Source organism: Rhodococcus sp. ACPA1, assembly GCF_002300195.1.
GTDB classification, from domain to species: Bacteria; Actinomycetota; Actinomycetes; order Mycobacteriales; family Mycobacteriaceae; genus Rhodococcus_F; species Rhodococcus_F opacus.
Map to the genome: position 1 here is coordinate 446,645 of NZ_NSDX01000004.1, position 24,380 is coordinate 471,024.

A 24,380-nucleotide genomic window follows, 5' to 3' on the forward strand; every position below is an offset into this window, starting at 1 on the left:
TACCCAACGAGGTGTGCAGAACCAGTCGTGTTCGCAGCGTGTCATCACACCGAGGAGGCAGAGATGAACAGGGACGGCTACATCGGCATCTCGCCCTTCCAGGCCGCGGGTACCTTGCGGGGATTCGTCATTTCCGGGCGCTGGCCCGACACCACCAAGGAATGGGCCCAGTTGCTCGCACTCGCCGTGCGGGTGGCGTGCGTTCCGGGGCTGCTCCACACCACGACCGTCTTCGGCGCCCACGAGGACCTGCCCGAGGAGCCCGAGCCCGAGACCGTCGGCCTCGTGGTGGCCGAGGGCACAGTTCTCGGGGAGTTCGCGCTCGCTCCCGGTCGCTTCGCGGATCATCAGCCGCCGGCGCTGATGATGTTGCACCCACCGTCCGAGACGACCCCGTCGCTCCCGGAGTGCGCGGGCGCCGCTTCGGGCTGTGTTCTGCTCCCCGGCCTCCCCCACCTGGGGTTGGAACACCGGGCGGCGTGGGTGGAAGCAGAGGCGGACGGGACGGTGACGTCCATGGTCAGCCGGGTGGGCATCGACCCGATCAGCGATCCCGACACTGCCGTTTTGGCCATGCTACTGGCCTCGTGAGGGTACCCGAAGTTTCCGCGGTCGGTGTCCCAAACTTATTGCCGCCTTTGCCTTTTCGGGTAAGTCACGCTAACGTTACGGACATCGAAGGGGAGTAGCCCCCAATCGCCTGTGTCGACATACTGGCTCGTTGCTTCACCGCACCGGACCCGGCCTGGCGAACCGCCGCCGGATCACCCGGCGCCGGTGGGCGAGACCTTCGGCCGGACAGACGCACCCGCGTCTGCCAGGCCGGAGGAATCCACCCGTCATCCTCCGACCGACCACTGGAGGAGGATGCCCGTGCTGACCGCCGCACTACTGAGCTTCGGCGTGATCTTCGTCGCCGAACTGGGAGACAAATCCCAGCTGATGGCGATGACGTTTGCGCTGCGCTACCGCTGGTGGGTCGTGATCGCCGGCATCACCGTCGCGACCACGGTGGTCCACCTGGTGTCCGTCGCCGTCGGCCACTACCTCGGTGTCGCACTCCCGCACGCGGCGATCAGCATCGTCGGCGGTGCCGCCTTCCTGATCTTCGGTGCGTGGACGCTGCGCGGCGACGACCTCAGCGAGGACGAGCAGCTCAAGGCGGGCCGGGCCACCCGCTCCGCGTTCCTGGCCGTCACGTCCGCCTTCTTCCTCGCCGAACTCGGCGACAAGACCATGCTCGCCACCATCACTCTCGCCACCGACCACGACACGGTCGGCGTGTGGATCGGCTCGACCGTCGGCATGGTCGCGGCCGACGCCCTGGCCATCGTCGTCGGCGCCGTGCTGGGTAAGCATCTCCCCGAGAGTGTCATCCGCATCGGCGCGGCCGTTCTGTTCTTCGCGTTCGGCATCTGGTTGCTGCTCGAGGGTCTGCTCCCCGGCAACGTGGCGGGCCCGATCGCCGGCGCCGCAGTCGTCGTTCTGGCGCTGGCCGGTGCGGCCGGTCGCGCAGTGTGGTCACGGCGCCGCCGCGGTGCCGCGGCAGAGCCCGAACAGATGCAGCACCAGGACTGAACCCGGTCGACAAAGACGCGCCCTCGGGCAATACTCGAAAGCCTTGGAGTACCTCGCAGTTCTCACGGACGAGAGGGCGTGTGTGAACCATCCCGTAGCGAGCGGCAAGCCTGCGATTCTCACCGTCGACGACGATCCCGGGGTGTCGCGCGCCGTCGCCCGCGATCTGCGGCGCCGATACGGCGAGAAGTACCGGATCATCCGCGCCGAATCCGGCGAGTCCGCACTCGACGCGATGAAGCAGATGAAACTGCGCGGGGATCCCGTCGCGGCGATCCTGGCGGACTACCGGATGCCGTCGATGAGCGGGATCGAGTTCCTCGAGAAGGCCATGGACCTGTATCCGGTCGCGCGGCGGGTACTGCTCACGGCCTACGCCGACACGGACGCGGCCATCGAGGCGATCAACGTCATCGACCTCGACCACTACCTGCTCAAGCCGTGGGACCCGCCGGAGGAAAAGCTGTACCCGGTGGTCGACGCCCTGCTCGAGGCGTGGGCGTCGTCGGATCATCACCCCGCCGAGGAGACGAAGGTCGTGGGTCATCGCTGGGCGCCGCGGTCCTCGGAGGTGCGCGAGTTCCTGGCCCGCAACCAGCTGTCGTACCGCTGGTACATGTCGGACGAACCGGAGGGCGGTCGGCTGCTCGACGCCGCCGGCGAGGACGGCCGGCGACTGCCCGTGGTGATCTGTTCCGACGGCGAATGTCTGGTGGAGCCGTCGGACACCGAACTGGGACGGCATCTCGGACTCCGGACCGACCCGTCGGAGAACTTCTACGACCTGGTCGTCGTCGGCGGCGGACCGGCCGGTCTGGGCGCCGCCGTCTACGGCGCCTCGGAGGGTCTGCGCACCGCCCTGATCGAACGGACCGCGACCGGCGGGCAGGCGGGTCAGAGTTCACGCATCGAGAACTACCTCGGTTTCCCCGACGGCGTGTCCGGCGCGCAGCTCGCCGAACGGGCCCGCAGGCAGGCCACCCGGTTCGGGGCCGAACTGATCACCACCCGCGACGTCGTCGCGCTCGAGGTCAACGGATCGGCGCGGACCGTCCGGTTCGCGGACGGCGACACCATCGACGCGCACACGGTGATCCTGGCGACCGGCGTCTCCTACCGGCGTCATCCTGCGCCCGGAGTCGACGACCTCACCGGTCGCGGCGTCTACTACGGTTCCGCCGTCACCGAGGCCGCCCGCTGCACCGACCAGGACGTCTACATCGTCGGCGGCGCCAACTCCGCCGGACAGGCGGCGGTCTACCTGTCGCGGGGTGCCCGGTCGGTCACCATCGTCGTCCGGGCGCAGTCGCTCGAGGATTCGATGTCGTACTACCTCGTCCAGCAGATCGAACGGAACCCGCGCATCCGCGTGCGGCCGTGCACGGAGGTGATCGGCGTCGAGGGCGAGGGTCACCTCGAGAAGGTCCGGCTGCGCAACAACGCGACCGGCGACGAGGAGACCGTCGACGCCGGGTTCCTGTTCCTGTTCATCGGCGCCGCCCCGCGGACCGAGTGGCTCGAGGGCGTCGTCGCGCGGGACGAGAACGGGTTCGTCGTGTCCGGACCCGACCTCGTCGTCGACGGGAAACCGCCGAGCGGCTGGCCCCTCGACCGTCTACCCCACCACCTCGAGACGAGCGTCCCGGGGATTTTCGCGGCGGGTGACGTGCGCTCCGAATCGGCGAAGCGGGTGGCGTCGGCGGTCGGGGAAGGCGCCATGGCCGTGATGCTCGTCCACCGCTACATCGGCCAACCGTGACCATGGGCAGACCATGACCCAACTCCCGTGCAATCCCCCCGAGCTGAGGACGTTGTTTCTCTTCGAGAAGCTCACCGATCACCAGCTCGAGCAGCTGTGCGAGAAGGGGCACGTCGAGCTGATCGAACCCGGCCCCGTGTTCGCGGAGGGTGAGGTCGCGACGTGCTTCTACGTGCTGATCGAAGGCGAGCTCGTGCTGAGCAAGCTGTCGGGCGGCGAGGAGATCGAGTTCAGCCGGACGTCCCAGCGCGGCGTGTACTCCGGAGCCTGGCAGTCGTACCTCGGTGACCGCGCTCCCCAGACGTACACCGCGTCGATGCGCGTCACCGCCCCGTCGAGGTTCTTCGTCCTCGACGCCGACCGTTTCGGGCAGCTGATGCGCGAGTGGTTCCCGATGGCCGTGCACCTGCTGGAGGGGCTGTTCTTCGGCAACCAGAACGCGAAGCAGGTCGTCGATCAGCGGGAACGCCTCCTCGCGCTGGGGTCGCTGTCGGCGGGGCTCACGCACGAACTCAACAACCCGGCGGCCGCCGCGGTCCGGGCGACGGCGTCGCTGCGCGACCGGGTGTCGCACATGCGGCAGAAACTGAGCGTGATCGCCTCCGGCGTGTACGACCGGCAGGCGCTGGCCACGTTGATCCGGTTGCAGGAGGAGACCGCCGAACTGGTCGCGAAGGCGCCGACGCTGACCCCGCTCGAAGCCTCCGACCGCGAGGACGAACTCGGCGACTGGTTCGACGACCACGGCGTCTCCGGGGGCTGGGACCTGGCGCCCACGTTCGTGCAGGCGGGTCTCGACGTGCCGTGGCTCGAGCGGATCGTCGCCAGCGTCGACGACGAATCGATGGTCGAGAGCGCGATCCGCTGGCTCAACTACACCATCGAGACCGAACTGCTGATGAACGAGATCGCCGACTCGACCGCCCGGGTGTCCACCCTGGTGAACGCAGCGAAGCAGTACTCGCAGATGGACCGTGCCCCCTACCAGCGCGTCGATCTGCGGGAACTGCTCGACAGCTCGCTGGTGATGCTCGGCCGCAAGATCGGCGACTCCGTCACGGTGGTGAAGGAGTACGACCCGACCTTGCCGCAGATCCCGGCGTACGCCGCGGAACTCAACCAGGTGTGGACGAACCTCATCGACAACGCCGTCGCCGCCATGGACGGCCACGGCACCCTCACCGTCCGCACCCGGCGCGACGGCGACATGGCCCTCATCGAGATCGGCGACACCGGACCGGGTGTGCCCGAAGAGATCCGGTCGCGCATCTTCGAACCATTCTTCACGACGAAACCCGTGGGCGAGGGAACCGGACTCGGCCTCGACATCTCGTGGCGGATCGTCGTGAAGAAGCACCGCGGCGACCTGCGTGTGGAGTCCGAGCCGGGCGACACCCGATTCCAGGTCCGTATTCCGATCGAACCCGAAGTCGCAGCAGCAGAAGGAGCCTCAGATGGGTGAGCTGGAGGGAATCGACCCGAACGTGCCGCCGAGCGGAGAGGGGTGCGCCGAATGCGACAGCGCCGGCGGGTGGTGGGTGCACCTGCGCCGCTGCGCGCAGTGCGGCCACATCGGTTGCTGCGACTCCTCCCCGGAACAGCACGCCACCAAGCACGCCGCCGACACCGGACACCCCGTCGTGCGGAGCTTCGAACCGGGCGAGAACTGGTTCTGGAACTACGCCACCGAGATTGCCTTCGAAGGCCCCGACCTCGCCCCGCCGCAACATCATCCGATCGACCAGACCGTCCCCGGTCCCGGCTCCCGGGTTCCGCCGAACTGGCAGGCCTACATTCACTGACTCGAGCAGTCAGAGTTGCTCGAGGCGGTGTGCCGTCGCCGCGTCCTGCTCGTCGTACCGGGCCAGCGCCGCTTCGAACGTCGCCTTCAGGTCCAGCGCGTAACGCTCGTGCGCCGCGAACGTCCCGACCGCCGAGTTCTCGACGGGGACGCCCGGGCCGCCGATCGCCGTCGCCCGGAACCGCGCAGCCAGTTCCGCCGCCGACCGCAGATGAGTTTCGCCGAGACCGAAACTCTCGGGCGCCAGTTCACGGCGCGCTCGCTCTCGCAGGTCCTGCATGTCGGCCGCCAACACCTCGCACGCGGCGATGCACCGCACCAACGCGTCGCGGTCCACTTCGAGCCGGTCCTCGGTCATCCGTCCCCCTACGGTCGCCCTCCGCGCGTCCCCTGATCCGCGCGAGAAGACAAACTACCCGCTCCCCCGCCCGTGACGTTTCCCTCACCTCTGCCGTCACACCGAGCGGGCGTTATGGTGCAGGTCACCAGGGTCGGCCAACGGAGGTCGCCGGGAAAGTAAGGATGCGAACTGTGGAAATTCAGGGAACCGCCGCACTGGTCACCGGAGCGGCCTCGGGCCTCGGCGCCGCCACCGCCAAGCGTCTCGCCGACGCCGGAGCCACCGTGTTCGGACTCGACCTGCAGCAGTCCATCGAGCGCGCCGGCGACAACGTCCCCGACGGCGTGACCCTCCTCGCCACCGACGTCACCAGCGGCGACGAGGTCCAGGCCGCAATCGAGAAGATCGTCGAGTCGGGTCTGCCGCTGCGCATCGTCGTCAACTGCGCCGGCGTCGGCTGGGCCGGCCGCATCCTGTCGAAGAAGGGCCCGCACGACCTCGAACTGTTCCGCACCGTCATCACCGTCAACCTGCTCGGCACGTTCAACGTGATGCGCCTCGCCGCCGACGCCATCGCCAAGACCGACACCGTCGACGAGTCCGGGCAGCGCGGCGCCATCATCAACACCGCGTCCGTCGCCGCGTTCGAGGGCCAGATCGGCCAAATCGCCTACTCCGCATCCAAAGGCGGCGTGCACGGCATGACCGTCCCGGCCGCCCGCGACCTCGCGCAGTTCGGCATCCGCGTCAACACCATCGCCCCCGGCATCATCGACACCCCGATGCTCGCCGGCGTCACCGACGAATACCGCAAGGGCCTCGAAGCCGGCGTCCCGTTCCCCTCGCGCCTCGGTCAGCCCGCCGAATACGCCCAGCTCGCTCAGATGATCGTCGAACACGACTACCTCAACGGTGAGACCATTCGTATGGACGGCGCTCTGCGCATGGCGCCGCGGTAGGCGGCTCCGCCGCCCGTGGGTGGTTAACGAGTCTCTGGACTCTTCAACCGCGCACGGGGCGCGAAGCGCCCTTCGCTGGGGAGGTGGGCATGGGTTTCTACACGAACCGGATCGTTCCGCGACTCGTCGACTTCAGTTGCGGGATGAAGTTCACGGAGCCGACGCGACGACGCGTCTGCGCCGGTCTGCACGGGCGTGTGGTGGAAATCGGATTCGGCTCGGGTCTCAACGTCCCGTTCTACCCGGCCGCCGTCGACTCGGTGAGCGCCGTCGAACCCGCCGACCTCGGCTGGAAGCTGGCGCGCAAGCGGCTGGCGGCGTCGACGACACCGGTCGAGCGGTCCGGTCTGGACGGCCAGTCACTCCCCTTCCCGGACAACAGTTTCGACACCGCGCTGTCCACGTGGACGATGTGCACCATCCCGGATGTCGACGCCGCACTCCAGGAGGTCCGGCGCGTCCTCAAACCGGGCGGCACACTGCATTTCGTCGAGCACGGCCTGGCCCCGGACGCCAAAGTGCAGCGGTGGCAGCGCAGGCTCGAACCGATCCAGAAGGCCGTCGCCGGTGGTTGCCACCTCACCCGCGACATTCCCACCCTGGTGACGAACGCCGGATTCGACGTCCAGGACCTCGACCGGTTCTACGAGACGTCCGCGCCGAAGATCGTCGGCGCCTATTCCCTCGGAGTCGCGGCTTCGCCGCCCGTGCGTGCCTGACGAGTCCAGGGACTCGTCAGCCGCTCACAGGCGGCGCCGCCGCCTGTCGTCGATGTAGAACAGCACGAGGGCTCCGCACAGGAGGGCGGCGGGGATCCAGGCGGCGGATCCGCCGAAGTAGCGGGTGGCGAATGCCCCGACGACGGCCCCACCGGCGAAGCTGCTGACGATGGCGGCGTACACCCGGGTGTGCTGGCGCGATTCGGGGACCTTCTCGATGAATCCGGCGTACGCCGATTCGGTGAAACGCATGAGGTTGCCGGTGGTGGCGACGGCGATGTACGACAGCGACCCGATGGTGCGGAACAGTCCGAACTGCATAGCGGCGACGAACGCGATCGGAACGGTGACCAGTGCGTTGGGCACGTTTGCGGGAACGAACGCGACCGCGACGAGGACGACGATCTGCGCGACCATCGCGATCCGGATCGGGTGGTCGAAGACGCTGTGGGCGAGTTCGCCCTTGAGCAGGTGCGCGAACGCGACACCGACGATGAACGCGAGGATCGGCCACAGGTGGGCCCGTGCGGCGTGGAAGTGACGCTCCGACAGGTCGATGGCCATGAGGATGACGTTGCCGGTCTGGGCGTTCGCGAAGACGCCGCCGCGACTGATGTAGGTGTAGGCGTCGAGGAAGCCGCCCGCAGCGGTGAGGAGCAGAGCGAACCGCAGCGTCGTGGATGTCTTCGGCACCTCCACCTGACCACCCCTACCGAATCGGGCCCTGCCTTGCAGCCTAGAGGTCGGACGCGAGCGGGATCTCCTTCTCGGCCCGATCCGACATCCATTCGCGCAGCACTTTCGTCGCGATGACGTCGTCCTCGTTGTATTGCAGCAGTCGTTCGCGCTGGGTGAGGTCGGGTTCGCCGTCGTAGCCGACGGCTTCGCGGTACCAGCTCATCGACGCTTCACCGCTGGCGTCGGCGTCGCGCCACCGGAATCCGGCGACCGGGGCGATCTTCTTGAGGCCCTTGCCGCCCGGGCAGATGAACTGGTCGCTGATCGCCTGGTAGATGTCGACCCATTGCGGGCTGTCGATGAATTCCCGGATCTCGGCCTCGGTGGGGATGCCGGGTGCCCCGGCGAACCGGCGGGCGGAGTCCAGCAACCACTTGTCCTCCGCGGACCGCGAATAGCAGTACGCGGCGAAGGTTCTGCCGCTCAGCGCCGCCGCTTCCCGCTCGGCCATCAGCCACGTCCAGAATTCGGCGAACGACCGCGCCTCGTCCTGCGTCGGCACCGGGTCCCAGCTGACGAACGGCCGGTACGCCGACACCCCGTCCACGTTGAGCAGCGTGCCCCACAGGTAGGCGCCGTGTTCCTGGTAGCTCTCCATGTCGACGTCGACCTCGACGTCCGCGCGCGTCACCCGGATCTCGGGGAACCGTCGCACCAGCGGCGCTCCCGCGAGCCACGCCTTGGCGGTGACGACGGCGTCCTCGAACGCGCCGTGCGGCCAGTCCTCGAGCGGCTCGCGATCCCACGCCGCGAGGTCGTCGATGGTGTGGCAGCCCGCGTCGCGCAGCATGTCGGCGCGCGAACCGGTGGCCACCAGGCTCACGTCGTGTGTCTGGGTCAGCTGCTCCTCGCACCCGGGCCACCACGGGCAGGAACGGCATTCACCGATCCTGGACGGCACGGTCGCCGATTCCCCGCGGGCGACGGCGAGCCGGTCGGCGAATCGTTCGTCGTAGTCGTCGAGGATCGTGGTGAGGTCGTGCACGAAGATGACGTCGGAGCCGTAGCCGATCGCGCCCGCCACCAGGGCCGGACTCGCGAGCCCGTGCCGCTCGAGCATCCGGTACACCTGCGCGACGCGCATCTGGTCGCGGACCTGACCGCGCGGCTTCCGCGTGGCGTCCTCCCGCGGTTGCCAGTCGAACATGTCCGACGTCGTCGCGCCGCGGCCGGGATCGGTCACCTTGTGATTGACGACGATCACGGGGATGTACCCGCCGTGGTCCTCGTCACGAATGAGGATCTCGCAGCGCGCCCTCCGGCCGGCGTCCCGGTCGAGCGGGAGCACGGCTCCCCAGATGCGGTCCGCGCCTGCCTCGCACGCGGCCACAGTGTCCTCGGCTCGTCGGCGCAGGCTCTGCTCGGTGTCGATCTGCACCCACCGTTGCGGTGCATGCTCGGTGAGAATCCGCCGGACGTCTTCACGCTTTGCGGCGGCGGCGTCCTGACGCTGGCGGACGCCCGGGTCCTCGGGCGCGGCCGCGAGTTGTTCGGGGAACGCCGCATCGAGGTGCACCCGGTGGCGGCACCGCGTCAGTGCGCTGGCATCGATCACCGTCCCCGACGCCTTTCCGGGAGAGGCGTCGGGTTCTGATTGCTGACCGATATGGGAACACACGATGACGAAGATTATGTGCTCCCCTAGGCTGATCCCGAAGCACCGGATGCAGTTGGTAGCGTGGGCTGCGCTGAAACACCAGGAAAAGGGGTCTTTTCGATGGGGTTGTTGAAGAAACGTAAGTCCCGAGCCACCCGCAAGGCGGAAGCCAAGGCACTCAAGCACAAGGCTGGAGTGGAGGCAAAGCTGAGCGCGAAGAACGAACGGAAGCGCGACAAGCAGGCCGCCAGTGCCGGCCGCAAGCTCGAGGCTGCCGAACTGAAGTCGCTGAAGAAGGTCGAGAAGGCTCAGATCGCTGCGTTGAAGGCCGAGGAGAAGGCCGCGGCCCAGAGGGGTTTCACGGTCGCCGCCGTCCGCAAGTACCTCGGCGTCGCTCGCCTGCTGACGCCGGTGCTGCTGCCGATCGCCTACCGCGCCGCCACGGTCGTGCGCGGGCAGATCGATGCCCGGCGTGCCGACCGGATGGGCGTCGACATCGACCAGCTCGCCAACTTCACCGGGCACGGCGCCAAGCTCAGCGCCCGCATCGCCGGCGCCGAAAGCTCCACCACGGAGATCCTCGGCCAGAAGCCGGACGACGCGGAGACGCAGCAGTTCGCCGCCGCCATCCGCGACCGCCTCGGTGATCTCAGCACCGCCGTCCGCGCGGCCGAGCAGATGCCGCAGGCTCGCCGCAAGGCCGCCCATCACGCCATCTCGTCCGAACTCGACGGAGTCGAAGCCGATCTCCTCGCCCGCCTCGGCGTGCGCTGAACGACCCGCCCACCGCAATGTCCCCTGCCCGCCCCGCCACGACCGCCACCCTTCGGGGCTCGGCGGTCGGTGCGCTCGTGGCCGCTCTCGCGGTCGCCGCGCACGGCATCGGCGGGGGCGGCCTTCCCGAATCCGCGGCTCTGACCCTGCTGCTCGTCACGTGCAGCGGTGTCGGCGCGGTCACCGCGCAACTGCCCGCCCGCGTCCACGGACCGCTAACGCTGGTGGGTGCTCTCGGTGTCGGCCAGGTGGCCGGACACTTCGCGCTCACGCTCACCTCGCATGTGCACTCGGCGGTCCCGGCCGTGCCGATGCTGGCCGCGCACTTGGCCGCCACCGTGGTCTGCGCCCTGCTGATCGCGAATGCCGAGCGTCTGTACGGCCCCCTCGTCCACGTCTGGCGGGTGGTGCTCCGCGGCGAACCGCAGCTCGTCTCGGCGGTGCCGACGGCGCACGTCCCCGCGCGTCCCGCGAATCCCGTGGACGCCCTGCTGCGCGCGAGCATTTCACGTCGCGGTCCCCCGGTCCCGGTCTGACTCCCACCTCTTCTCCCTTCAGACCCTCACAAGGACCTTCGATGAATTCCCTCGTTTCCCGTGCCCTTTTCACGGCCGGTGCGGCCGGCGGCGCCATGCTGCTCGCGGCCGGTGTCGCCGCCGCCCACGTCAGCGTCGTCGCCCCCGGCGCCGAGCAGGGCGGCTACTCCGTCCTGACGTTCCGCGTTCCGACCGAGTCCGAGACGGCGTCCACCACCAAGCTGACCGTCACGCTCCCCGACCTGAAGTCGGCGCGAACCACCCCGCTGCCGGGGTGGACGTCCGTCGTCGAGAAGGACCCGACGTCCAAGCTCGCGAAGTCCGTGACGTGGACCGCCGACCCCGGTGTCGGTGTCGCACCCGGCCAGTTCCAGCAGTTCGAGCTGTCCGCCGGACCGCTGCCGGAGCAGGACGAGGTGTCGTTCCCGGCCGCCCAGACGTACAGCGACGGCGAGGTCGTCAACTGGGATCAGGCGGTCGGGGCCGACGGCGCGGAGCCCGACAAGCCGGCACCGACCCTCACGCTGGCCGCGGCGAGCGGTGAAGACCACAGCCACGACGCCGGCGGCGCCACGACGTCCGACGAGACCGAGACGACGGCGTCCGGCACCGACGACACCGCCCGCTGGCTGGGCGGCATCGGCCTGATCCTGGGCGCACTCGGTGCGGCCCTCGGCCTCGGCGCCATGGTCCGGAGCCGTCGCTCATGAGAAGACGCACCACCTTCACGTCGGTGAAGGTGATCGCGGTCGGACTGCTGACCATGCTCGCGAGCATGCTCGGGGCAGGCACCGCGCTCGCCCATTCCGTCGTGATCAGCTCCACCCCCGAGAACGGCGCGGAGATCGCGGCCGGCCCGGAACGGGTGAGCGTCACGTTCAACGAGGCGCTGCAGGAATCGTTCGCGTCGCTCACCGTGGTGGGGCCCGACGGCAACCTGTGGACCAAGGGTGACCCGGCCGTCGAGGGGCCCACGGTCAGCGCCGAACTCGGCGAGCTGGGACCGGCCGGTGTGTACACCGTCGCGTTTCGCGTCACGTCCGCCGACGGGCATCCGGTGAGCGGAACCCGCACGTTCACCCTCACCCAGGAGGGGTCGGGCACGCCCGGCGCCGCGGCCGACAGCTCGGGTGACTCCGGCAGCGGCGGAGTTCCGCTGTGGCCGTTCATCGTCGCCGGTGTGGTCGTGTTCGGCGGCGGGCTGTGGTTCGCGCTCCGCAAGCCCCGCGGCGAGAACTGAGCAGGGTGGGTACGGCGCGACAGTCCTGGCTGCTGTTCGCCGTACCCACATCGCTCGTCGGGGTCGCGTGCGGTTGGGCGTTGGCGCAACCGGAAGACCCCTCACCGTCGAGCGCCGTCCGGGCGCTGTGCCTGGTGCTCGGTTCGGCGGTGCTCGGACTCGCCGCGCTGGGCTGGTGGAGTCGCGCGGACAGCCGTCCCCTCGTGCGGGACCAACGGCTGTGGCGGTTGTCGACCGCGGTCGCCGGTGCGTGGCTGCTCGCCGAGGCAGTGCTGCTGTCGATGACGGCGGCGGAGGCCGACGCCCTGGCGTTGTCCGAGCTGTCGGTCGGACGGTTCGGCGCGTACGTGACCGAGATCAGCGCGGGACGCGTCGACCTCGCCGTTCTCGTGTGCACGGCCGCGGCCACCGCGTGGTCGGCGGTCGCGTTCCGCCGCACCGACGCCCGGCTCCCCGTGCCCGTTCTGGTACTCGCGGCGCTCGCCCTGGTGGCCCGGCCGATCACCGGCCACATGTCGCAGCAGGTTCTCGGCTCGGTCCTCGACGTCGTCCACGCACTGGCCGCCGCGGTGTGGTTCGGGCTCCTCGCCGCACTCGGCCTGATGCTCCGGTCGCGCGGGGACTGGTCGTCGTGGCTGCCGCGGTATTCCGTCGTCGCGTGGCGGTGCGTGTGGCTGCTGACCGCGACAGGGATCGTCGACGCCGCGGTCCGACTGGGCGGGGTGGCACCGCTGTTCGACACCGGTTACGGCCGCATCGTGCTCGCGAAGGCGGTGGCGCTGGCGGCGCTCCTCGGGCTCGGCTGGTGGTGGCGGCGAACGTGGGTCGGGCAGGCCGCCGCACACCGGATCAGCGCCGAAGGGTCCCTGCGGCGCGCGATCGTGGAGGTGGTGGTGATGGCCGTTCCGTTCGGTCTCGCCGCCGCCCTCGCTACCACCGCCTGACCCGTGAGTACTTGTTAACGTGCGGCGGTTGATAAGTACTCACGGGCGCGTCAGCGCAAGAGGATCTTCCCGCGGCTGCCGCCCTTTTCGCCGGCGCGCTGAGCGTCGGCGGCATCGGTCAGGGGGAATGTGCGGGCCGGCGGGAGGGCCAGCTTCCCGTCCGCGGCGAGGGCGCCCAGCCGGCGCAGCGTCTCCGCGCTCCGGTCGCCGGCGTTGCCGGACGAGAAGGTGATTCCCAGCCCGAACGCGGCACCGTCCGACAGCGTCACGATCCGGTCGGTGCCCCCGCGCAGGTCCATCGCCGCTTCGAGTCCGCCGAAGCCGACGTCGAGGACGGCATCGACACCGTTCGGGGCCAGTTCGCGGACCCGGTCCGCCAGCCCCTCACCGTACGTCGTGGGGGTCACGCCCAGCTCCCGCAGCGCGTCGTGGTGTTTCTCGCTCGCGGTGCCGATCACGGTGACACCCGAATCCAGCGCCAGTTGCGCCGCAATGGTTCCCACCGCACCCGACGCGCCGTTCACCAGTAACGTCTCTCCGGACTTCGGCTTCAGGAGCCGCAGTCCACGCGTCGCGGCCTCGCCGGCGACCGGAATGCTGGCGGCGTCCGTCCAGCTCAACCCTTTCGGCTTCGGCACGACGATCGAGGCGAGCGCGTATTCGGCGTAGCCGCCGGTGTCGGACCAGCCGAACACCTCGTCGCCGACCACCGCACCGGTCGCCTCCGGACCGACCGCGTCGACTACGCCGGCCACTTCGCTGCCCGGGATCTTCGGGAACTGCACCGACATCACCTCGGCCATCGACCCCGATCGCAGTTTCCAGTCGATCGGGTTCACGCCGGCCGCCCGGATCACGAGGCGCACCTGGTTGCCGGTGGGCTCGGGCACCGGCACGTCGTGGGTCTCGAGCACCTCGGGACCACCGTAGGACGAGTAGGAGACTGCCTTCATGGTCTGCTTCGCGTTGGAATTCGTCATGCAAACAATCTCGTCCTCGGCGGTCCGTCGCGCCAGACATTCGGCTGGTTGATCACAGGGCGGCGGCGGCCTTCTTCAGATCGGCGACGAGGGCGTCGAACGCGTCGTCCCGATCCTCCTTCGGTCCGCGGAGCACGGCGGACGGGTGGATCGTCGCGAAAACGTCCGGCTCCACGTCGACGTCCACCTCGCCGTCGAGATGCAGTAACTCTCCGCGGTGTTCGGTGAGGCGGAACGACGGGCCGAGCAACGCCTGCGCGGCGGTGGCCCCGAGGCACACGAGGACGTCGGGTTGCACGGCCGCCAGTTCGGCGATCAGCCATGGCCGGCACGCGACGATCTCGGTGCGGTTCGGCTTCTTGTGGATTCGGCGCTTGCCGCGTTCGGCGGGGACGAACTTGAAGTGTTTGACGGCGTTGGTGACGTACGTGACGTTCCGGTCGATGCCCGCCGCGTCGAGCGCCTTGTTCAGGAGCTTTCCCGCCGGACCGACGAACGGCTCACCGGCGCGGTCTTCCTGATCGCCCGGCTGTTCGCCGACGAGCATCATCCGCGCGGATCGCTTGCCCGCGCCGAACACGGTCTGCTCGGCGTCGCGGTACAGATCGCAGCCGTGGCATCCGTCCGCGGCGTGGGACAACGCGTCGAGGTCGACGGTGTCCGGCACGAACGGTGCGGCCGAGGGCTTCGTGGCTCGTGACATGCGCGTCGAGTACCCGTCGGGCGGAGCTCCATTCGCGCAACCCTGTCAATTAGTTTAGCGCTAAGATATAATCATCGGAGAAGCCCCCCGAGAAAGCGAGCCTCCATGTCCCTCACCGAAGTCACCGCCCACCACCCCTACAGCCCGGCCGTGGTCGCGGGCGGACTCGCGTTCGTCTCCGGCGCACTGTCCGTCGATGCCGAGGGCACCGCAGTCCCCGGCCGCACCGAGGCGCTCGACGCCGCCGTCGACCGCATGGTCGATCGCCTCGCCACCGTCGGCGGACAGCTGAAGGACGTCGTCAAGCTCACCTACTACGTCACCGACCTGTCGTTGCGCGAGGAGGCGAACCGCCAGTTCGAGCGCATCTTCGACGAGCCGCGCCCCGCGCGCACGTTCCTCGAGGTCAGCAGCCTCCCCTACGGCGCCATCGCCGAGATCGACGCCGTGGCGGCGGTCGGGGGACGCTGACAGCGCACCTGTCCGGCAGCGCCGCGGGTCCCCGTTCCGAGGAATCGACGGGGACCCGCGGCGCGTCGCCGTCACTTATGCTCGTTCGATATCTTGGTACTAAACAGATGAGACCCTCGAGGATTCAGGAGGTGCGCCCGGTGACGCAACGCCCCGTTCCAGATCGCGATGCCGTCGACGACATCGTCGACCAGTGGGCCCACCAGTGGCCCGACCTGGATGTGAGTCCGCTGAAAGTGCTGGGCCGCCTGCACCGTTCGTATCTGCGCTACCAGTCGTCCCTCGCCGCAGTGTTCGAAGAGCACGGCATCAACATGGCATCGTTCGACGTCCTGGCCGCCCTCCGACGCTCGGGTCCGCCGTACCGGATGACGTCCGGACAGCTGGCGGAATCCGCCCTCGTCACCACGGGCGGTGTCACGCTGCGCGTCGACCGGCTCGAGAAGGCGGGGCTCGTGCAGCGCGAGCGCGACGCCGAGGACCGCCGCATCGTGCACGCGCAACTCACCGACGAGGGACTGCGGGTGATCGAGAAGGTCGCGGAGGCCCACTTCGCCAACGAGTCGCAGATCCTCAGTGGAATGTCGAAGGACGATCAGGCGGCGCTGGCCGAATTGCTCCGCAAGCTCGAGCACTCGATCGTCGAGAACCAGGCCCCCACCGCCTGAGCGGAAAAATCAGCTGGCCGCACGGGAGGTCAGATCGGCGACCTCACCGAATCCGATGAACCGTTCGGATGCCGCCGTCATCTCCACGATGAAGCGTCGCTGCTCGTCCTGCGACGCACCGATCAGGCGCGCCGCACCCGTCCACTGCGCCTCGGACAGCTTGCGGGCGAGTTGGGCGGGTTCGGCGCACGGCGTCGCGATCCCGGCCTGGTTGAGCCGTTCGATGAACCGGATGTACCGGCCGAGGATCCGATTGTGTGCCGCCTCGAGCTGTTCCCGGATCACGGGGTCGACGGCGGCGCGGTCCTCGATCATCGTGAATAGGCGTCCGCTGCTGTAGACGGTCTCGATGAACGCCGCGGTGGCCGCCCGCAGGACGGTGCGCGGGTCCGCGTCCGGCGGGACCGGGATGCGCTGAGCCTCGACGAACGTGTCGAACACCGCGGCGGCGACGGCACGGAACGCGTCGTCCCGGGACGCGAACCGGGCGGAGAATTCGGCCTGCGACACCCCGGCGGCAGCGGCGATGACCGCCTCGGAGGTGCGCTCGTATCCCAGCTCGGCGAAGCACCGCCCCGCCGCTTCGACCAACGCGAGCCGACCTCGATCGTCACCGTTCGTAAGCACCGCTCGCGCCTCCTCGTACCCCGGCCGGCGCCCGACGTGTCGGCCGTCACACATTCTTAGTTGACATTTCATTCACGTCAACCCGCGCGACCTTACGCCTGCTGAAGTGCCTTCGCCTGGGCCTCGGCCTGCGCCCGGTAGAGCCGGCGGAGCCGGATGACGCCGAGGTCGTGCTGGTACAGGTTCTCCGCCTGGTCCGCGTCGAATGCCATCGCCTCGAGCATGGTGCGGTCCTGCTCGAGCACCACCCAGTGCCGCTCCTCGAGCTTGGTGCGGTACAGGAACCGCCAGACGTCGCGTTCCCAGCCCTCGACGCGGCGGTACCGCCAGAAGAACACCGCGGTGGTCTCGGCGTCGATCGGCGTTCCCATGCCGACGATGCCGAACGAGCCACCCGGGCCCGCGGTCGGCGGGTACGGGATCTCGAGGTCCACCCAGTCGATGCCGGTCCGGCAGAATTCGACCCAGTCGAAGTTCACACCCCGCTGGTCGGTCTTCTCGAAGAAGAACCCGCGATCGGTTTCGCGGATCCGGAACTTCGCGGAGGTCTCGCCGCCGAACATCGAATGAGATTCGCGGTGCAGGAATGCTCCGTGCATCGGGTCGAGCAGGTTCTCCAGCGTGAACCGCCACGGCGCCTTCCACTCCGCGTAGCAGAGGAAGTGCGAGATACCGTCGTCGGTGAGGCGCTCGGGCAGTTCGAGTGGTGTGGGTTCGGCGTCGGGGTCGGTGCCGAACCAAGCGAGTACGGCGCCGGCGACCTCCCGCACCGGGAGGCTGGTCACGAGCCGCTTGCCCTCGAGGTTGCAGCCGGGCATTCCGGGGACGGAGACGACGGTGCCGCCGCCGTCGACCTGCACGCCGTGGTACTGGCAGGCGACGCGATCACCGAGGTGCTGGCCCTGCGACAGCGGGGCGCCGCGGTGCGGGCAGCGGTCGGCGAGCATGCGGAGGGTGCCGTCGGACTGACGGAACAGCAGCCAGTCCTCGCCGAGGCGCCGCACCTTCTTCATGTCGCCACGCGCGACGAAGTCGGACGGGCACACCGCGTGCCACTGGTCGCGCATCCCGGTCGCGAAGATCTCGTCGCCGGTCAGTGCCGCCTTGTGCAGTCGGTTCACCATGTCAGGCCCCCATCCGTCGGATCTCGTCCGTGAAAGTGTCGGTGGTCCAGGCGTCGCCGCCGGGACTGTGGATGCCGAGGGCGTTCAAACCCTTCACCAGGCCTTCGAGGTGGTGCACACCGGTGCCGAAGACCTCTTCGATCGCGCCGGCCAGCTTCCGTTCGTACGGGGTGGGTGCCGTGCCGGACTGGCGTGGTTGCAGATACAGGCTCATGGTTCTTCCCTTCTAGAGATCCAGCACGAGCTCGTCGGAGCGGGCGCGGGAAACGCAGATCATGATGGTGGTGCCGGACTCCTGCTCGGAGCTGGAGAGCAGGGAGTCGCGGTGGTCGGGGGTCCCGGCGAGGACGCGGGTTTCGCACGTCCCGCAGATGCCTTCGCGGCAGGAGTTGGGGACGTCGACGCCGGATTCCTCGAGGGTGTCGAGGATGGTCCGGTCCGGGGCGACGGTGGCCGAGATGCCGGATCGTTCGCAGATCACGCGGACGGGGCGGTCACCGGCGAGGGTGTCGGCGGGGATCTCCTTCGCCTTGAACCGCTCGAGCCGGATCGTGCCGTCCGGCCAGGAGCCGGCGAACCCTTCGACCGCGCCGAGCAGACCCTCGGGGCCGCAGGCGTAGACGAACGTCTCCTCGCGGGCGGTGCCGAGGATGTCGGCCAAATCGAGGATGCCCTCGGTTTCCTCGGTGACGACGTGCACGCGGTCGCCGTATGCGGACAGTTCGTCGAGGAACGCCATCGACGCGCGGGCGCGGCCGCCGTAGTGCAGTTCCCACTCGGCGCCCATGCGTTCGGCTTCACCGATCATCGCGAGGATCGGCGTGATGCCGATGCCGCCGGCGATGAACACGTAGCGCGGCGACGGCAGGAGTTCGAAGTTGTTGCGAGGTGCGCTCACCGACAGGCTGTCGCCGGGCCGCAGCGTCTCGTGGACGTGCCGGGAACCGCCTCGGCCGGTCACCTCGTGGAGGATCGCGACGCGGTACCCGGTCTTGTCGTCGGGGTCTCCGCAGAGGGAGTACTGGCGGACGGTCCCGCGGTTCAGGTGCAGGTCCAGGTGGGCGCCCGGCGTCCACTGGTCGACCGCGCCGCCGTCCTGTCGTTCGAGGCGAAGCGAGACCACGCCCGCGGACTCGACCCGCATCTGACGCACCATCATGGGGACGGTGTCTGCGTCTGTTGTCATCGCTCACTCCCAGGCTCAACCGAAGGCGTAGTTCCTTAGTGCTCAATAATTTAGCACTAAGATGTATCGTGCGCCACAGTTGAGGGGAAATCCGTCGAACACGGGCCGAGCTACTCCGCTTCGCGGTACCGCACGGTCTCGGCCGCGAGCCGCTCCTCGTACGCCTGTGCGAGGTCGTGCAGACTCTGCACGCAGTCACCGGTGAACACCGGCGCATGCATCGGTGCCAGCAGCAGGGGTTCCAGATCGGCGAGTCCCCGGATCGTGGGCCCGAGCGCCGGTGACAGGCACGTCGCGTTCCCCATGTCCTCGGCCGCGATGGCCGGGCCGACGATCTCCTCCTCCGTGGCAGGCGGATGATGCCCGAATGCGGTGAACAGGTCGCCGCAGAACAGCGTCTGCGTCGTCTCCTCGAAAACCAGCCCGGCATCCCACCCGTGCGGAACATGCGGAGTGTCGAGGTGACGGACCCGCCTGGTGCCCGTCTCCATCACGTCGCCGTACTGCAGGGGACGCGGCATGCGATCGGCGAGGTCGTTGACCTGAACGAAGCAACCCATCGCCCCGTGCGCGACCTCGGCGTTCGGCGCGGCCGCCAGCCACGAGTTCATCGCACCGCACTCGTCGGCCTCCACGTGCCCGAACGTGATCCACCGCAGCCTGTCGAGAGGAATCAGCCGGCCGACCGCCGCGGACACGGACGGGAACAACGCACGCTGACCGGTGTGGAACAGCAGCGGTTCCTCACCGTCGACGAGGAACTGGTTCATGATCAGGTTGGGCTCGTCCAGATACGTGGACAGCCGGTAGATGTCGGGAGCGATCTCGGTAATCGTGGTGTCCATCCCTGGCTCCGATCACGTCACGGTGTCGTGAGGACAAGCCTTCTCGGGACAGCGGCGGCGCGCAAGATCCTGCCGGTCCGCGATGGCGCTACCGTCGTTGCCCGACGCCGATCCGGACGAGATCGTGCCCGACGGTCACGGTGCCGGCGAACGTGGACTTCACGCCTCGTTCCCACTGGTCGTCGGTGACCTGCCGGGGGTCGCCCGGACCGATGTGGGAGAGCACCACCTGACGGACATCCGCGTCCGTGGCGACGCGTCCGACGTCCTGCGCGGTCGTGTGCGCGTGAATCATGTGCTCGACCAGTGCGGGACCCGAAGTCTGAGCGTAGAAGTCGACGTCGATCACCTCGTGGACGAGGATGTCGGATCCTTGCGCGAGCCGGACTACATTCGGCGATTTCGCGGTGTCGCCGGAGAACGTGACCGCACCGTCCTCCGTGTCGAACCGGTACGCCAGCGACGGATAGACCGGACCGTGCGGAACCAGTGTCGCGGTGACCCGGATCCGGTCGTCTTCGAACACCGGGAACGGCTCCATGTCCGGTGCCGTGTTGTCGGGGGACGCACCCGCCGACTCCGGTGGCAGTACATCGTGCAGCGACAGCCGTTGTCCGTAGTCGGACTGGGCGCCCTTTTCGACGTTGCGGATGTTGATGTCGTAGGCGAATGCGTCGAGTACGCCCGCGAACAGATCGGTGAGTCCGGGCGCCGGCGATGCCGGACTCTGGATCGGAATACTCTGGCCGCCACGCGGTGCCGACAGTCTGCCCGCCGAGCCCGGGCCGTACACCGGCACCACGTTGCGGAATGTGTAGGACGGTGTCCCGCCCGGCAGCCAGAAGACGTTGAACAGATCGGCGATGTGATCGCTGTGCATGTGCGTGACGAAGACGCCGCCGAGCGAATCCGCGGCGATACCGGCCTGGATCAGCTTTCGGCTCGACCAGGGACCCGCGTCGATCAGATACGGTCGGTCGCCGACGACGAGCACACTGGACGTGCCGCTCCGCCCCGGCACGGCGATGGGTCCGGCCGCCGTGCCGAGCAGAATCAGCGTGGTTGCGTAGCCGTCGACGTCACCGGACAACTCGTAGGCGTCCGGTGGCGTCGCACCACTCGGCTGCGCGTCCGAGGTGTGGGACGCGCAGCTCGTCGCGGCGACGGCAGTGGCGGCGGAACCCAGCAGGGCCAGCGCACGCCGCCTCGACAATGCGTGTCGGCCGACAGGTTCCATTCAGGCGTCCGTTCGGGCCGCGGCCAACTCCAGCGGCACGTGCCAGGCGTCGTATTCGTAGACCCAGTCGCCGTTGCCTGCGACCTTCAGCCACTCGTTGGACCGGGAGCCGCGCTGGATGCGCGAGGTCCGCTGCAGTCGCGTCTCCTGGTAGGTCTGCAGCGCGACGGCAGGGTCGTCGAACAGACTCAGGCAGCGGGACAGGACGACGGCGTCTTCGATGGCCATGCCGGCGCCCTGCGCCATGAACGGCATCATCGGATGTGCCGCGTCGCCGAGGAGCACGGCGCGCCCGTCGGTCCACGATGCCAGCGGGTCGCGAACGTAGAGAGCTGATTTCAGGACGTCGTCGCAGGCGTCGAGCAGGGCTCGTGCCTCGGGGTGGAAGTCGCGGTACAGCTCACGCAGTTCGGTGACGGAGCCGGGTGTGGTCCACGATTCCTCGGTCCACTCCTCCTGGCCGCAGGTGGCGAAGACGAAGATGTCCTTGCCCTGGTTGAGGGGGAACGTCACGATCTGAGTCGACGGATTCGGCCCCCACCACTTGGTGAAGCAGTCGAGGTTCGGCAACTCGCCGACGCGTTCGGTGGGGACGACGGCGCGGAACGCCACAACCCCGGTGAACGTCGGCTGTTCCCGCCCGAGGAGGGCGGTCCGGACCGCGGAGTGGATGCCGTCGGCGCCGACGATCACGTCTGCGGAAGCCCTACTGCCGTCGGTGAACTCGATGCGGCCGTCGGCGACGCCGCTGACCCGGCGACCCATTTCGACGACACCCGACGGCAGCCGGTTCTCGAGCGCGGTCATGAGGTCGCCCCGGTGCATGGTCAACTGCGGTGCACCGTACTGCTGTTCCGCGCTGTCCCCCATCGGCAGCCGGGACGTTTCGGCTCCCGTGTCCCACGTGCGGCTGATCCGGAACTGCGGCCGGGCGGCCGATTCGCGGATCGCCGGGCCGATGCCGAGTCCGTCGAGAGCCCGGACCGCGTTGGGGGTGAGGTTGATGTCGGCGCCGACGCGGGCGAACTGCCTCGTCTGCTCGTAGACCGTGACGTCGAGACCGAACTTGCGGAGGGCGATCGCCGTGGCGAGTCCGCCGATGCCGCCGCCGCAGACGGCGACCGTGGTCACTGTGCAGCCTTTCCGGGCACCGTGACGGGCGGCGTGAACGGTGCCGGCATGTCGCCGTAGGCGGCGAGATCGACCTCGACGATTACCGGCGCCTGCCGTGACACCGCGTCGGCGAGCACCTCGTGGGCCTCGGCGGCGCCACCGATCCGCAGGTACGGCACGCCGATGGACTGCGCCAGCAGCGGGAAGTCGGGGGTGACGAGGTCGACGGCGTAGGTGTCTTCGCCGCCGCCCTTCTGCATGTTGCGCAGCACACCGTAGCCGCCGTCGTTGAACACGAGCAGCACCAGCCACGGCTTCTCCTGCGCCATGGTCAGGATCTCGCCGAAGTGGACGGCCAGGCCGCCGTCGCCGACGAGGGCCAGGGTGGGACGGGTCTCGTCGGCCAGTGCGGAACCGATGGCCATGCCCAGGCCCTGCCCGATGCCGCCGCCGCGGGGGAAGACGTTGGACTTGGGGTCGAACATCGGCAGCAGCCGGTTGCCCCAGGAACTCGACGCGATGGTGACGTCGCGGGCGATGACGGAATCCTGCGGGAACGCGGCACGCACGGCGTCGCACAGCACGGCGTGATCGCCGAGTCCGGCGCGCTGCTTGCTGCGGACGAGTTCGCGGGTGGCGCGGGCACGTTCGGTCCAGGCGGCGTCGACGGGCGCGGGCCCGGACAGCTGCCGGAGGAACGTGGCGATGTCGGCGGTGACCCCGGCCTGCGCCGGGTACACACGTCCGAGCGCGGCCGCGTCGATGTCCACCTGCACGTGCACGGCGGGGACGGGCATGGAATAGTCGCCTGTTTCGTTGGACCGGAAGTGGGTGCCCAGCGACAGCAGCAGGTCGGCGTCCCGGAGGAGCTCGCGTCCCGCGGGGGTGTTGCCGTAGTTGCCGATGCACAGCGGATGGTCCTCGGGTACGGCGCCGCGCCCGGAGTTGCTGGTGAGCAACGGGACTCCCCACTGCTCCACCAGTTCGGTCAGCTCGGCACCGGCCGTGGCGACACCGCCGCCCGCCCAGATCACCGGGCGTTCCGCCGACCGCAGCAGGGCGAAGGCGACGGCCAACTCGTCGGCGTCCGGCGTGCGCGGCGACTCCGACACCGGCTCGACGACCTCGATGACGTGCTCCGCGTACTGGAGGTCGATCGGCCATTCGATGCTCGACGGGCCGCCGGGCGCGGCGAGGGCGGCAGCGACGCCTTCCCGCAACACCTTTCCGGCGCTGTCGGTGTCGAGGATGGTGGCGGCGTGCTTCGACGTCGCCGTCAGCATCCCCAGCTGATCCTTGGTCTCGTGGATGAACCCGCGACCCGAGCCGAGGTACCGGCTCTCGACGTTGCCCGTCACGTGCAGCACCGACGTTCCGGCACTGAGCGATTCGATCAGCGACCCGGCCGCGTTGCCGGCACCGGTGCCGGTACTCGTGAGAGCGCAGCCGAGTCCGCCGGTGGCCCGGGCGTACCCGTCGGCGGCACTGACCGCGGTGGCCTCGTGCCGGACCGGCACGAACCGCAGGTGCTTGCTGACCGCCTGCACCAGGGGCTGGTTGTGGACGCTCACGATGCCGAAGACGGTGTCGACACCGGCCTCGCGCAGCACCTGGACGAGCAGGTCGCCCCCATTACCCACAGACATGGTGTTCCTCTCAGACATAGCGCGCGACGCCTCCGCAGACGTCGAGGCTGGTGCCCGTCACGTAGGACGAGCGGGGGGACAGCAGGGTCACGATCATGGTGGCCACCTCGTCGGCGCGGCCGAACCGGCCGAGGCCGATGCCGCGGTCCTGGGCGATCTCCGCCTCCCATTCGGCGAATGTGGCGTCGGTGCCGGATTCCTCGTAGCGGCGCCGCCACTGGCCGGTGTCGACCAGTCCGAGCGACACCGAGTTGACGCGGATGCCGTCGGCGGCGAGTTCGAGCGACAGCGACTTGCTGAGGTTCAGCAGCCCGGCCCGGGCGGCGCTGGTGGTGACCAGCCGCGGCTCGGGCTGACGTGCGAGCACCGCCGAGATGTTGACGATGGACGCGGCGTCGGACTTGCGCAGCAGCGGCAGGGCGGCCTCGACGGTGTTGAGGACGCTGGAGAACTTGAGGTCGAGTTCGTCGCGCCAGTCGTCGAGGGTCGCCTCGCCGCGCGGGACCATGCGGGACTTGCCTGCGTTGTTGACCAGACCGTCGAGGCCGCCGAATCGGGCGACACCGGCGTCGACCAACGCGGCGACCGCGGCCGGGTCCCGGACGTCGCAGGACGCGGTGAGGACGCGGTCGCTGCCGGGCAGCGGCGCGATCACGGAGTCGAGCCGGTCGCGGTCGCGCGCGCAGGTGACGACGTTGGCACCCTCCTCGAGCAGCATCGCGACGGTGGCGAGCCCGACTCCCGAGCTTCCGCCGGTCACCAGGTGGGTGCGGTCTTTCAGTTGCAGGTCCACGA

28 protein-coding genes are annotated in these 24,380 nt (G+C 69.1%); 14 read left to right on the plus strand and 14 right to left on the minus strand.

Annotated features, from left to right (window positions below; translation table 11 throughout):
• Window positions 1-63: 63 nt before the first annotated feature.
• From CJ177_RS19950 to CJ177_RS19970, 5 genes are all read left to right on the plus strand, one after another.
• Window positions 64-591: a hypothetical protein gene (locus CJ177_RS19950; protein ID WP_005248897.1), complete on the plus strand. Its 528-nt coding sequence runs from the start codon at window positions 64-66 to the stop codon at window positions 589-591.
• A 276-nt stretch (window positions 592-867) separates the two neighbouring features.
• Window positions 868-1,578: a TMEM165/GDT1 family protein gene (locus CJ177_RS19955; RefSeq protein ID WP_095868423.1), complete on the plus strand. Its 711-nt coding sequence runs from the start codon at window positions 868-870 to the stop codon at window positions 1,576-1,578.
• A gap of 82 nt (window positions 1,579-1,660) precedes the next feature.
• Entirely contained in the window at window positions 1,661-3,337 is a 1,677-nt protein-coding gene (locus CJ177_RS19960; RefSeq protein ID WP_095868808.1) for an FAD-dependent oxidoreductase, read from the plus strand.
• A 13-nt stretch (window positions 3,338-3,350) separates the two neighbouring features.
• Entirely contained in the window at window positions 3,351-4,799 is a 1,449-nt protein-coding gene (locus tag CJ177_RS19965; protein ID WP_061700032.1) for an ATP-binding protein, read from the plus strand.
• On the plus strand, window positions 4,792-5,139 hold the full coding sequence (locus CJ177_RS19970) for a UBP-type zinc finger domain-containing protein (protein ID WP_005248901.1): 348 nt from the start codon (window positions 4,792-4,794) through the stop codon (window positions 5,137-5,139). The genes CJ177_RS19965 and CJ177_RS19970 overlap by 8 nt, the downstream gene beginning before the upstream one ends.
• Window positions 5,140-5,148: 9 nt before the next feature.
• Here the strand turns inward: CJ177_RS19970 and CJ177_RS19975 are convergent, their stop codons facing one another.
• Window positions 5,149-5,496 (minus strand): hypothetical protein, encoded by a 348-nt coding sequence (locus CJ177_RS19975; RefSeq protein WP_005248902.1) that lies wholly within the window; start codon window positions 5,494-5,496, stop codon window positions 5,149-5,151.
• A gap of 173 nt (window positions 5,497-5,669) precedes the next feature.
• Between CJ177_RS19975 and CJ177_RS19980 the strand changes: the two genes are divergently transcribed.
• Window positions 5,670-6,437, plus strand: coding sequence for an SDR family NAD(P)-dependent oxidoreductase (locus CJ177_RS19980; RefSeq protein ID WP_061700034.1), 768 nt, complete (start codon window positions 5,670-5,672; stop codon window positions 6,435-6,437).
• 89 nt (window positions 6,438-6,526) lie between these two features.
• The gene (locus CJ177_RS19985; protein WP_095868424.1) at window positions 6,527-7,156 is read left to right on the plus strand and encodes a class I SAM-dependent methyltransferase; all 630 of its coding nucleotides are present in this window, start codon (window positions 6,527-6,529) and stop codon (window positions 7,154-7,156) included.
• A 24-nt stretch (window positions 7,157-7,180) separates the two neighbouring features.
• Here CJ177_RS19985 and CJ177_RS19990 read toward each other — a convergent pair whose 3' ends face one another.
• Together CJ177_RS19990 and CJ177_RS19995 are read right to left on the minus strand one after the other, a co-directional pair.
• Window positions 7,181-7,855 (minus strand): YoaK family protein, encoded by a 675-nt coding sequence (locus CJ177_RS19990; protein ID WP_005248905.1) that lies wholly within the window; start codon window positions 7,853-7,855, stop codon window positions 7,181-7,183.
• Window positions 7,856-7,892: 37 nt separating this feature from the next.
• Window positions 7,893-9,449: a TM0106 family RecB-like putative nuclease gene (locus CJ177_RS19995; protein WP_095868425.1), complete on the minus strand. Its 1,557-nt coding sequence runs from the start codon at window positions 9,447-9,449 to the stop codon at window positions 7,893-7,895.
• A gap of 162 nt (window positions 9,450-9,611) precedes the next feature.
• Here CJ177_RS19995 and CJ177_RS20000 point away from each other — a divergent pair, with 162 nt between their 5' ends.
• The 5 genes from CJ177_RS20000 to CJ177_RS20020 are packed head-to-tail and all read left to right on the plus strand — an operon-like array spanning window position 9,612 to window position 12,985.
• Window positions 9,612-10,265, plus strand: coding sequence for a DUF6474 family protein (locus tag CJ177_RS20000; protein WP_005248907.1), 654 nt, complete (start codon window positions 9,612-9,614; stop codon window positions 10,263-10,265).
• 17 nt (window positions 10,266-10,282) lie between these two features.
• The gene (locus CJ177_RS20005; protein ID WP_095868426.1) at window positions 10,283-10,801 is read left to right on the plus strand and encodes a hypothetical protein; all 519 of its coding nucleotides are present in this window, start codon (window positions 10,283-10,285) and stop codon (window positions 10,799-10,801) included.
• A 41-nt stretch (window positions 10,802-10,842) separates the two neighbouring features.
• Window positions 10,843-11,511, plus strand: coding sequence for a YcnI family protein (locus tag CJ177_RS20010; protein ID WP_061041724.1), 669 nt, complete (start codon window positions 10,843-10,845; stop codon window positions 11,509-11,511).
• The gene (locus tag CJ177_RS20015) at window positions 11,508-12,041 is read left to right on the plus strand and encodes a copper resistance CopC family protein (RefSeq protein WP_095868427.1); all 534 of its coding nucleotides are present in this window, start codon (window positions 11,508-11,510) and stop codon (window positions 12,039-12,041) included. Before CJ177_RS20010 ends, CJ177_RS20015 begins: the two co-directional genes overlap by 4 nt.
• Before the next feature lie 5 nt (window positions 12,042-12,046).
• The gene (locus CJ177_RS20020; RefSeq protein ID WP_095868428.1) at window positions 12,047-12,985 is read left to right on the plus strand and encodes a CopD family protein; all 939 of its coding nucleotides are present in this window, start codon (window positions 12,047-12,049) and stop codon (window positions 12,983-12,985) included.
• A 50-nt stretch (window positions 12,986-13,035) separates the two neighbouring features.
• Here the strand turns inward: CJ177_RS20020 and CJ177_RS20025 are convergent, their stop codons facing one another.
• Entirely contained in the window at window positions 13,036-13,965 is a 930-nt protein-coding gene (locus tag CJ177_RS20025; protein WP_037181775.1) for an NADP-dependent oxidoreductase, read from the minus strand.
• 52 nt (window positions 13,966-14,017) lie between these two features.
• The gene (locus tag CJ177_RS20030) at window positions 14,018-14,668 is read right to left on the minus strand and encodes a UdgX family uracil-DNA binding protein (RefSeq protein ID WP_095868429.1); all 651 of its coding nucleotides are present in this window, start codon (window positions 14,666-14,668) and stop codon (window positions 14,018-14,020) included.
• Window positions 14,669-14,773: 105 nt separating this feature from the next.
• Between CJ177_RS20030 and CJ177_RS20035 the strand changes: the two genes are divergently transcribed.
• Both CJ177_RS20035 and CJ177_RS20040 read left to right on the plus strand, forming a co-directional pair.
• Window positions 14,774-15,139: a RidA family protein gene (locus tag CJ177_RS20035; protein WP_005248914.1), complete on the plus strand. Its 366-nt coding sequence runs from the start codon at window positions 14,774-14,776 to the stop codon at window positions 15,137-15,139.
• Between the two features lie 107 nt (window positions 15,140-15,246).
• The gene (locus tag CJ177_RS20040; protein WP_005248915.1) at window positions 15,247-15,807 is read left to right on the plus strand and encodes a MarR family winged helix-turn-helix transcriptional regulator; all 561 of its coding nucleotides are present in this window, start codon (window positions 15,247-15,249) and stop codon (window positions 15,805-15,807) included.
• A 9-nt stretch (window positions 15,808-15,816) separates the two neighbouring features.
• Here CJ177_RS20040 and CJ177_RS20045 read toward each other — a convergent pair whose 3' ends face one another.
• From CJ177_RS20045 to CJ177_RS20085, 9 genes are all read right to left on the minus strand, one after another.
• Window positions 15,817-16,506: a TetR/AcrR family transcriptional regulator gene (locus tag CJ177_RS20045; protein ID WP_005248916.1), complete on the minus strand. Its 690-nt coding sequence runs from the start codon at window positions 16,504-16,506 to the stop codon at window positions 15,817-15,819.
• Window positions 16,507-16,526: 20 nt separating this feature from the next.
• On the minus strand, window positions 16,527-17,558 hold the full coding sequence (locus CJ177_RS20050; RefSeq protein WP_095868430.1) for an aromatic ring-hydroxylating dioxygenase subunit alpha: 1,032 nt from the start codon (window positions 17,556-17,558) through the stop codon (window positions 16,527-16,529).
• 1 nt (window position 17,559) lies between these two features.
• Window positions 17,560-17,772: a recombinase-like helix-turn-helix domain-containing protein gene (locus tag CJ177_RS20055; RefSeq protein ID WP_005248918.1), complete on the minus strand. Its 213-nt coding sequence runs from the start codon at window positions 17,770-17,772 to the stop codon at window positions 17,560-17,562.
• Window positions 17,773-17,784: 12 nt separating this feature from the next.
• Window positions 17,785-18,744, minus strand: coding sequence for a PDR/VanB family oxidoreductase (locus CJ177_RS20060; RefSeq protein WP_025431638.1), 960 nt, complete (start codon window positions 18,742-18,744; stop codon window positions 17,785-17,787).
• A gap of 110 nt (window positions 18,745-18,854) precedes the next feature.
• Window positions 18,855-19,589, minus strand: a complete 735-nt coding sequence (locus CJ177_RS20065; RefSeq protein WP_005254757.1) for an MBL fold metallo-hydrolase — start codon at window positions 19,587-19,589, stop codon at window positions 18,855-18,857.
• A gap of 88 nt (window positions 19,590-19,677) precedes the next feature.
• Complete coding sequence (locus CJ177_RS20070; RefSeq protein WP_095868431.1) at window positions 19,678-20,826, minus strand: MBL fold metallo-hydrolase; 1,149 nt, start codon at window positions 20,824-20,826, stop codon at window positions 19,678-19,680.
• Entirely contained in the window at window positions 20,827-21,957 is a 1,131-nt protein-coding gene (locus CJ177_RS20075; protein ID WP_095868432.1) for an FAD-dependent monooxygenase, read from the minus strand.
• Entirely contained in the window at window positions 21,954-23,603 is a 1,650-nt protein-coding gene (locus CJ177_RS20080; protein WP_095868433.1) for a thiamine pyrophosphate-binding protein, read from the minus strand. The genes CJ177_RS20075 and CJ177_RS20080 overlap by 4 nt, the downstream gene beginning before the upstream one ends.
• Window positions 23,596-24,378, minus strand: a complete 783-nt coding sequence (locus CJ177_RS20085) for an SDR family oxidoreductase (RefSeq protein WP_005248924.1) — start codon at window positions 24,376-24,378, stop codon at window positions 23,596-23,598. Before CJ177_RS20085 ends, CJ177_RS20080 begins: the two co-directional genes overlap by 8 nt.
• Window positions 24,379-24,380: the final 2 nt, after the last annotated feature.

Bases quoted from the DNA above. Each gene is read 5' to 3' on its own strand.
- CJ177_RS19950 (WP_005248897.1), top strand. From the start codon at position 64: ATGAACAGGGACGGCTACATCGGCATCTCGCCCTTCCAGGCCGCGGGT.
- CJ177_RS19955 (WP_095868423.1), top strand. From the start codon at position 868: ATGCCCGTGCTGACCGCCGCACTACTGAGCTTCGGCGTGATCTTCGTC.
- CJ177_RS19965 (WP_061700032.1), top strand. From the start codon at position 3,351: ATGACCCAACTCCCGTGCAATCCCCCCGAGCTGAGGACGTTGTTTCTC.
- CJ177_RS19970 (WP_005248901.1), top strand. From the start codon at position 4,792: ATGGGTGAGCTGGAGGGAATCGACCCGAACGTGCCGCCGAGCGGAGAG.
- CJ177_RS19975 (WP_005248902.1), bottom strand. From the start codon at position 5,496: ATGACCGAGGACCGGCTCGAAGTGGACCGCGACGCGTTGGTGCGGTGC.
- CJ177_RS19985 (WP_095868424.1), top strand. From the start codon at position 6,527: ATGGGTTTCTACACGAACCGGATCGTTCCGCGACTCGTCGACTTCAGT.
- CJ177_RS20000 (WP_005248907.1), top strand. From the start codon at position 9,612: ATGGGGTTGTTGAAGAAACGTAAGTCCCGAGCCACCCGCAAGGCGGAA.
- CJ177_RS20005 (WP_095868426.1), top strand. From the start codon at position 10,283: ATGTCCCCTGCCCGCCCCGCCACGACCGCCACCCTTCGGGGCTCGGCG.
- CJ177_RS20010 (WP_061041724.1), top strand. From the start codon at position 10,843: ATGAATTCCCTCGTTTCCCGTGCCCTTTTCACGGCCGGTGCGGCCGGC.
- CJ177_RS20015 (WP_095868427.1), top strand. From the start codon at position 11,508: ATGAGAAGACGCACCACCTTCACGTCGGTGAAGGTGATCGCGGTCGGA.
- CJ177_RS20025 (WP_037181775.1), bottom strand. From the start codon at position 13,965: ATGACGAATTCCAACGCGAAGCAGACCATGAAGGCAGTCTCCTACTCG.
- CJ177_RS20030 (WP_095868429.1), bottom strand. From the start codon at position 14,668: ATGTCACGAGCCACGAAGCCCTCGGCCGCACCGTTCGTGCCGGACACC.
- CJ177_RS20035 (WP_005248914.1), top strand. From the start codon at position 14,774: ATGTCCCTCACCGAAGTCACCGCCCACCACCCCTACAGCCCGGCCGTG.
- CJ177_RS20040 (WP_005248915.1), top strand. From the start codon at position 15,247: ATGAGACCCTCGAGGATTCAGGAGGTGCGCCCGGTGACGCAACGCCCC.
- CJ177_RS20045 (WP_005248916.1), bottom strand. From the start codon at position 16,506: ATGAAATGTCAACTAAGAATGTGTGACGGCCGACACGTCGGGCGCCGG.
- CJ177_RS20050 (WP_095868430.1), bottom strand. From the start codon at position 17,558: ATGGTGAACCGACTGCACAAGGCGGCACTGACCGGCGACGAGATCTTC.
- CJ177_RS20055 (WP_005248918.1), bottom strand. From the start codon at position 17,772: ATGAGCCTGTATCTGCAACCACGCCAGTCCGGCACGGCACCCACCCCG.
- CJ177_RS20060 (WP_025431638.1), bottom strand. From the start codon at position 18,744: ATGACAACAGACGCAGACACCGTCCCCATGATGGTGCGTCAGATGCGG.
- CJ177_RS20065 (WP_005254757.1), bottom strand. From the start codon at position 19,589: ATGGACACCACGATTACCGAGATCGCTCCCGACATCTACCGGCTGTCC.
- CJ177_RS20070 (WP_095868431.1), bottom strand. From the start codon at position 20,826: ATGGAACCTGTCGGCCGACACGCATTGTCGAGGCGGCGTGCGCTGGCC.
- CJ177_RS20080 (WP_095868433.1), bottom strand. From the start codon at position 23,603: ATGTCTGAGAGGAACACCATGTCTGTGGGTAATGGGGGCGACCTGCTC.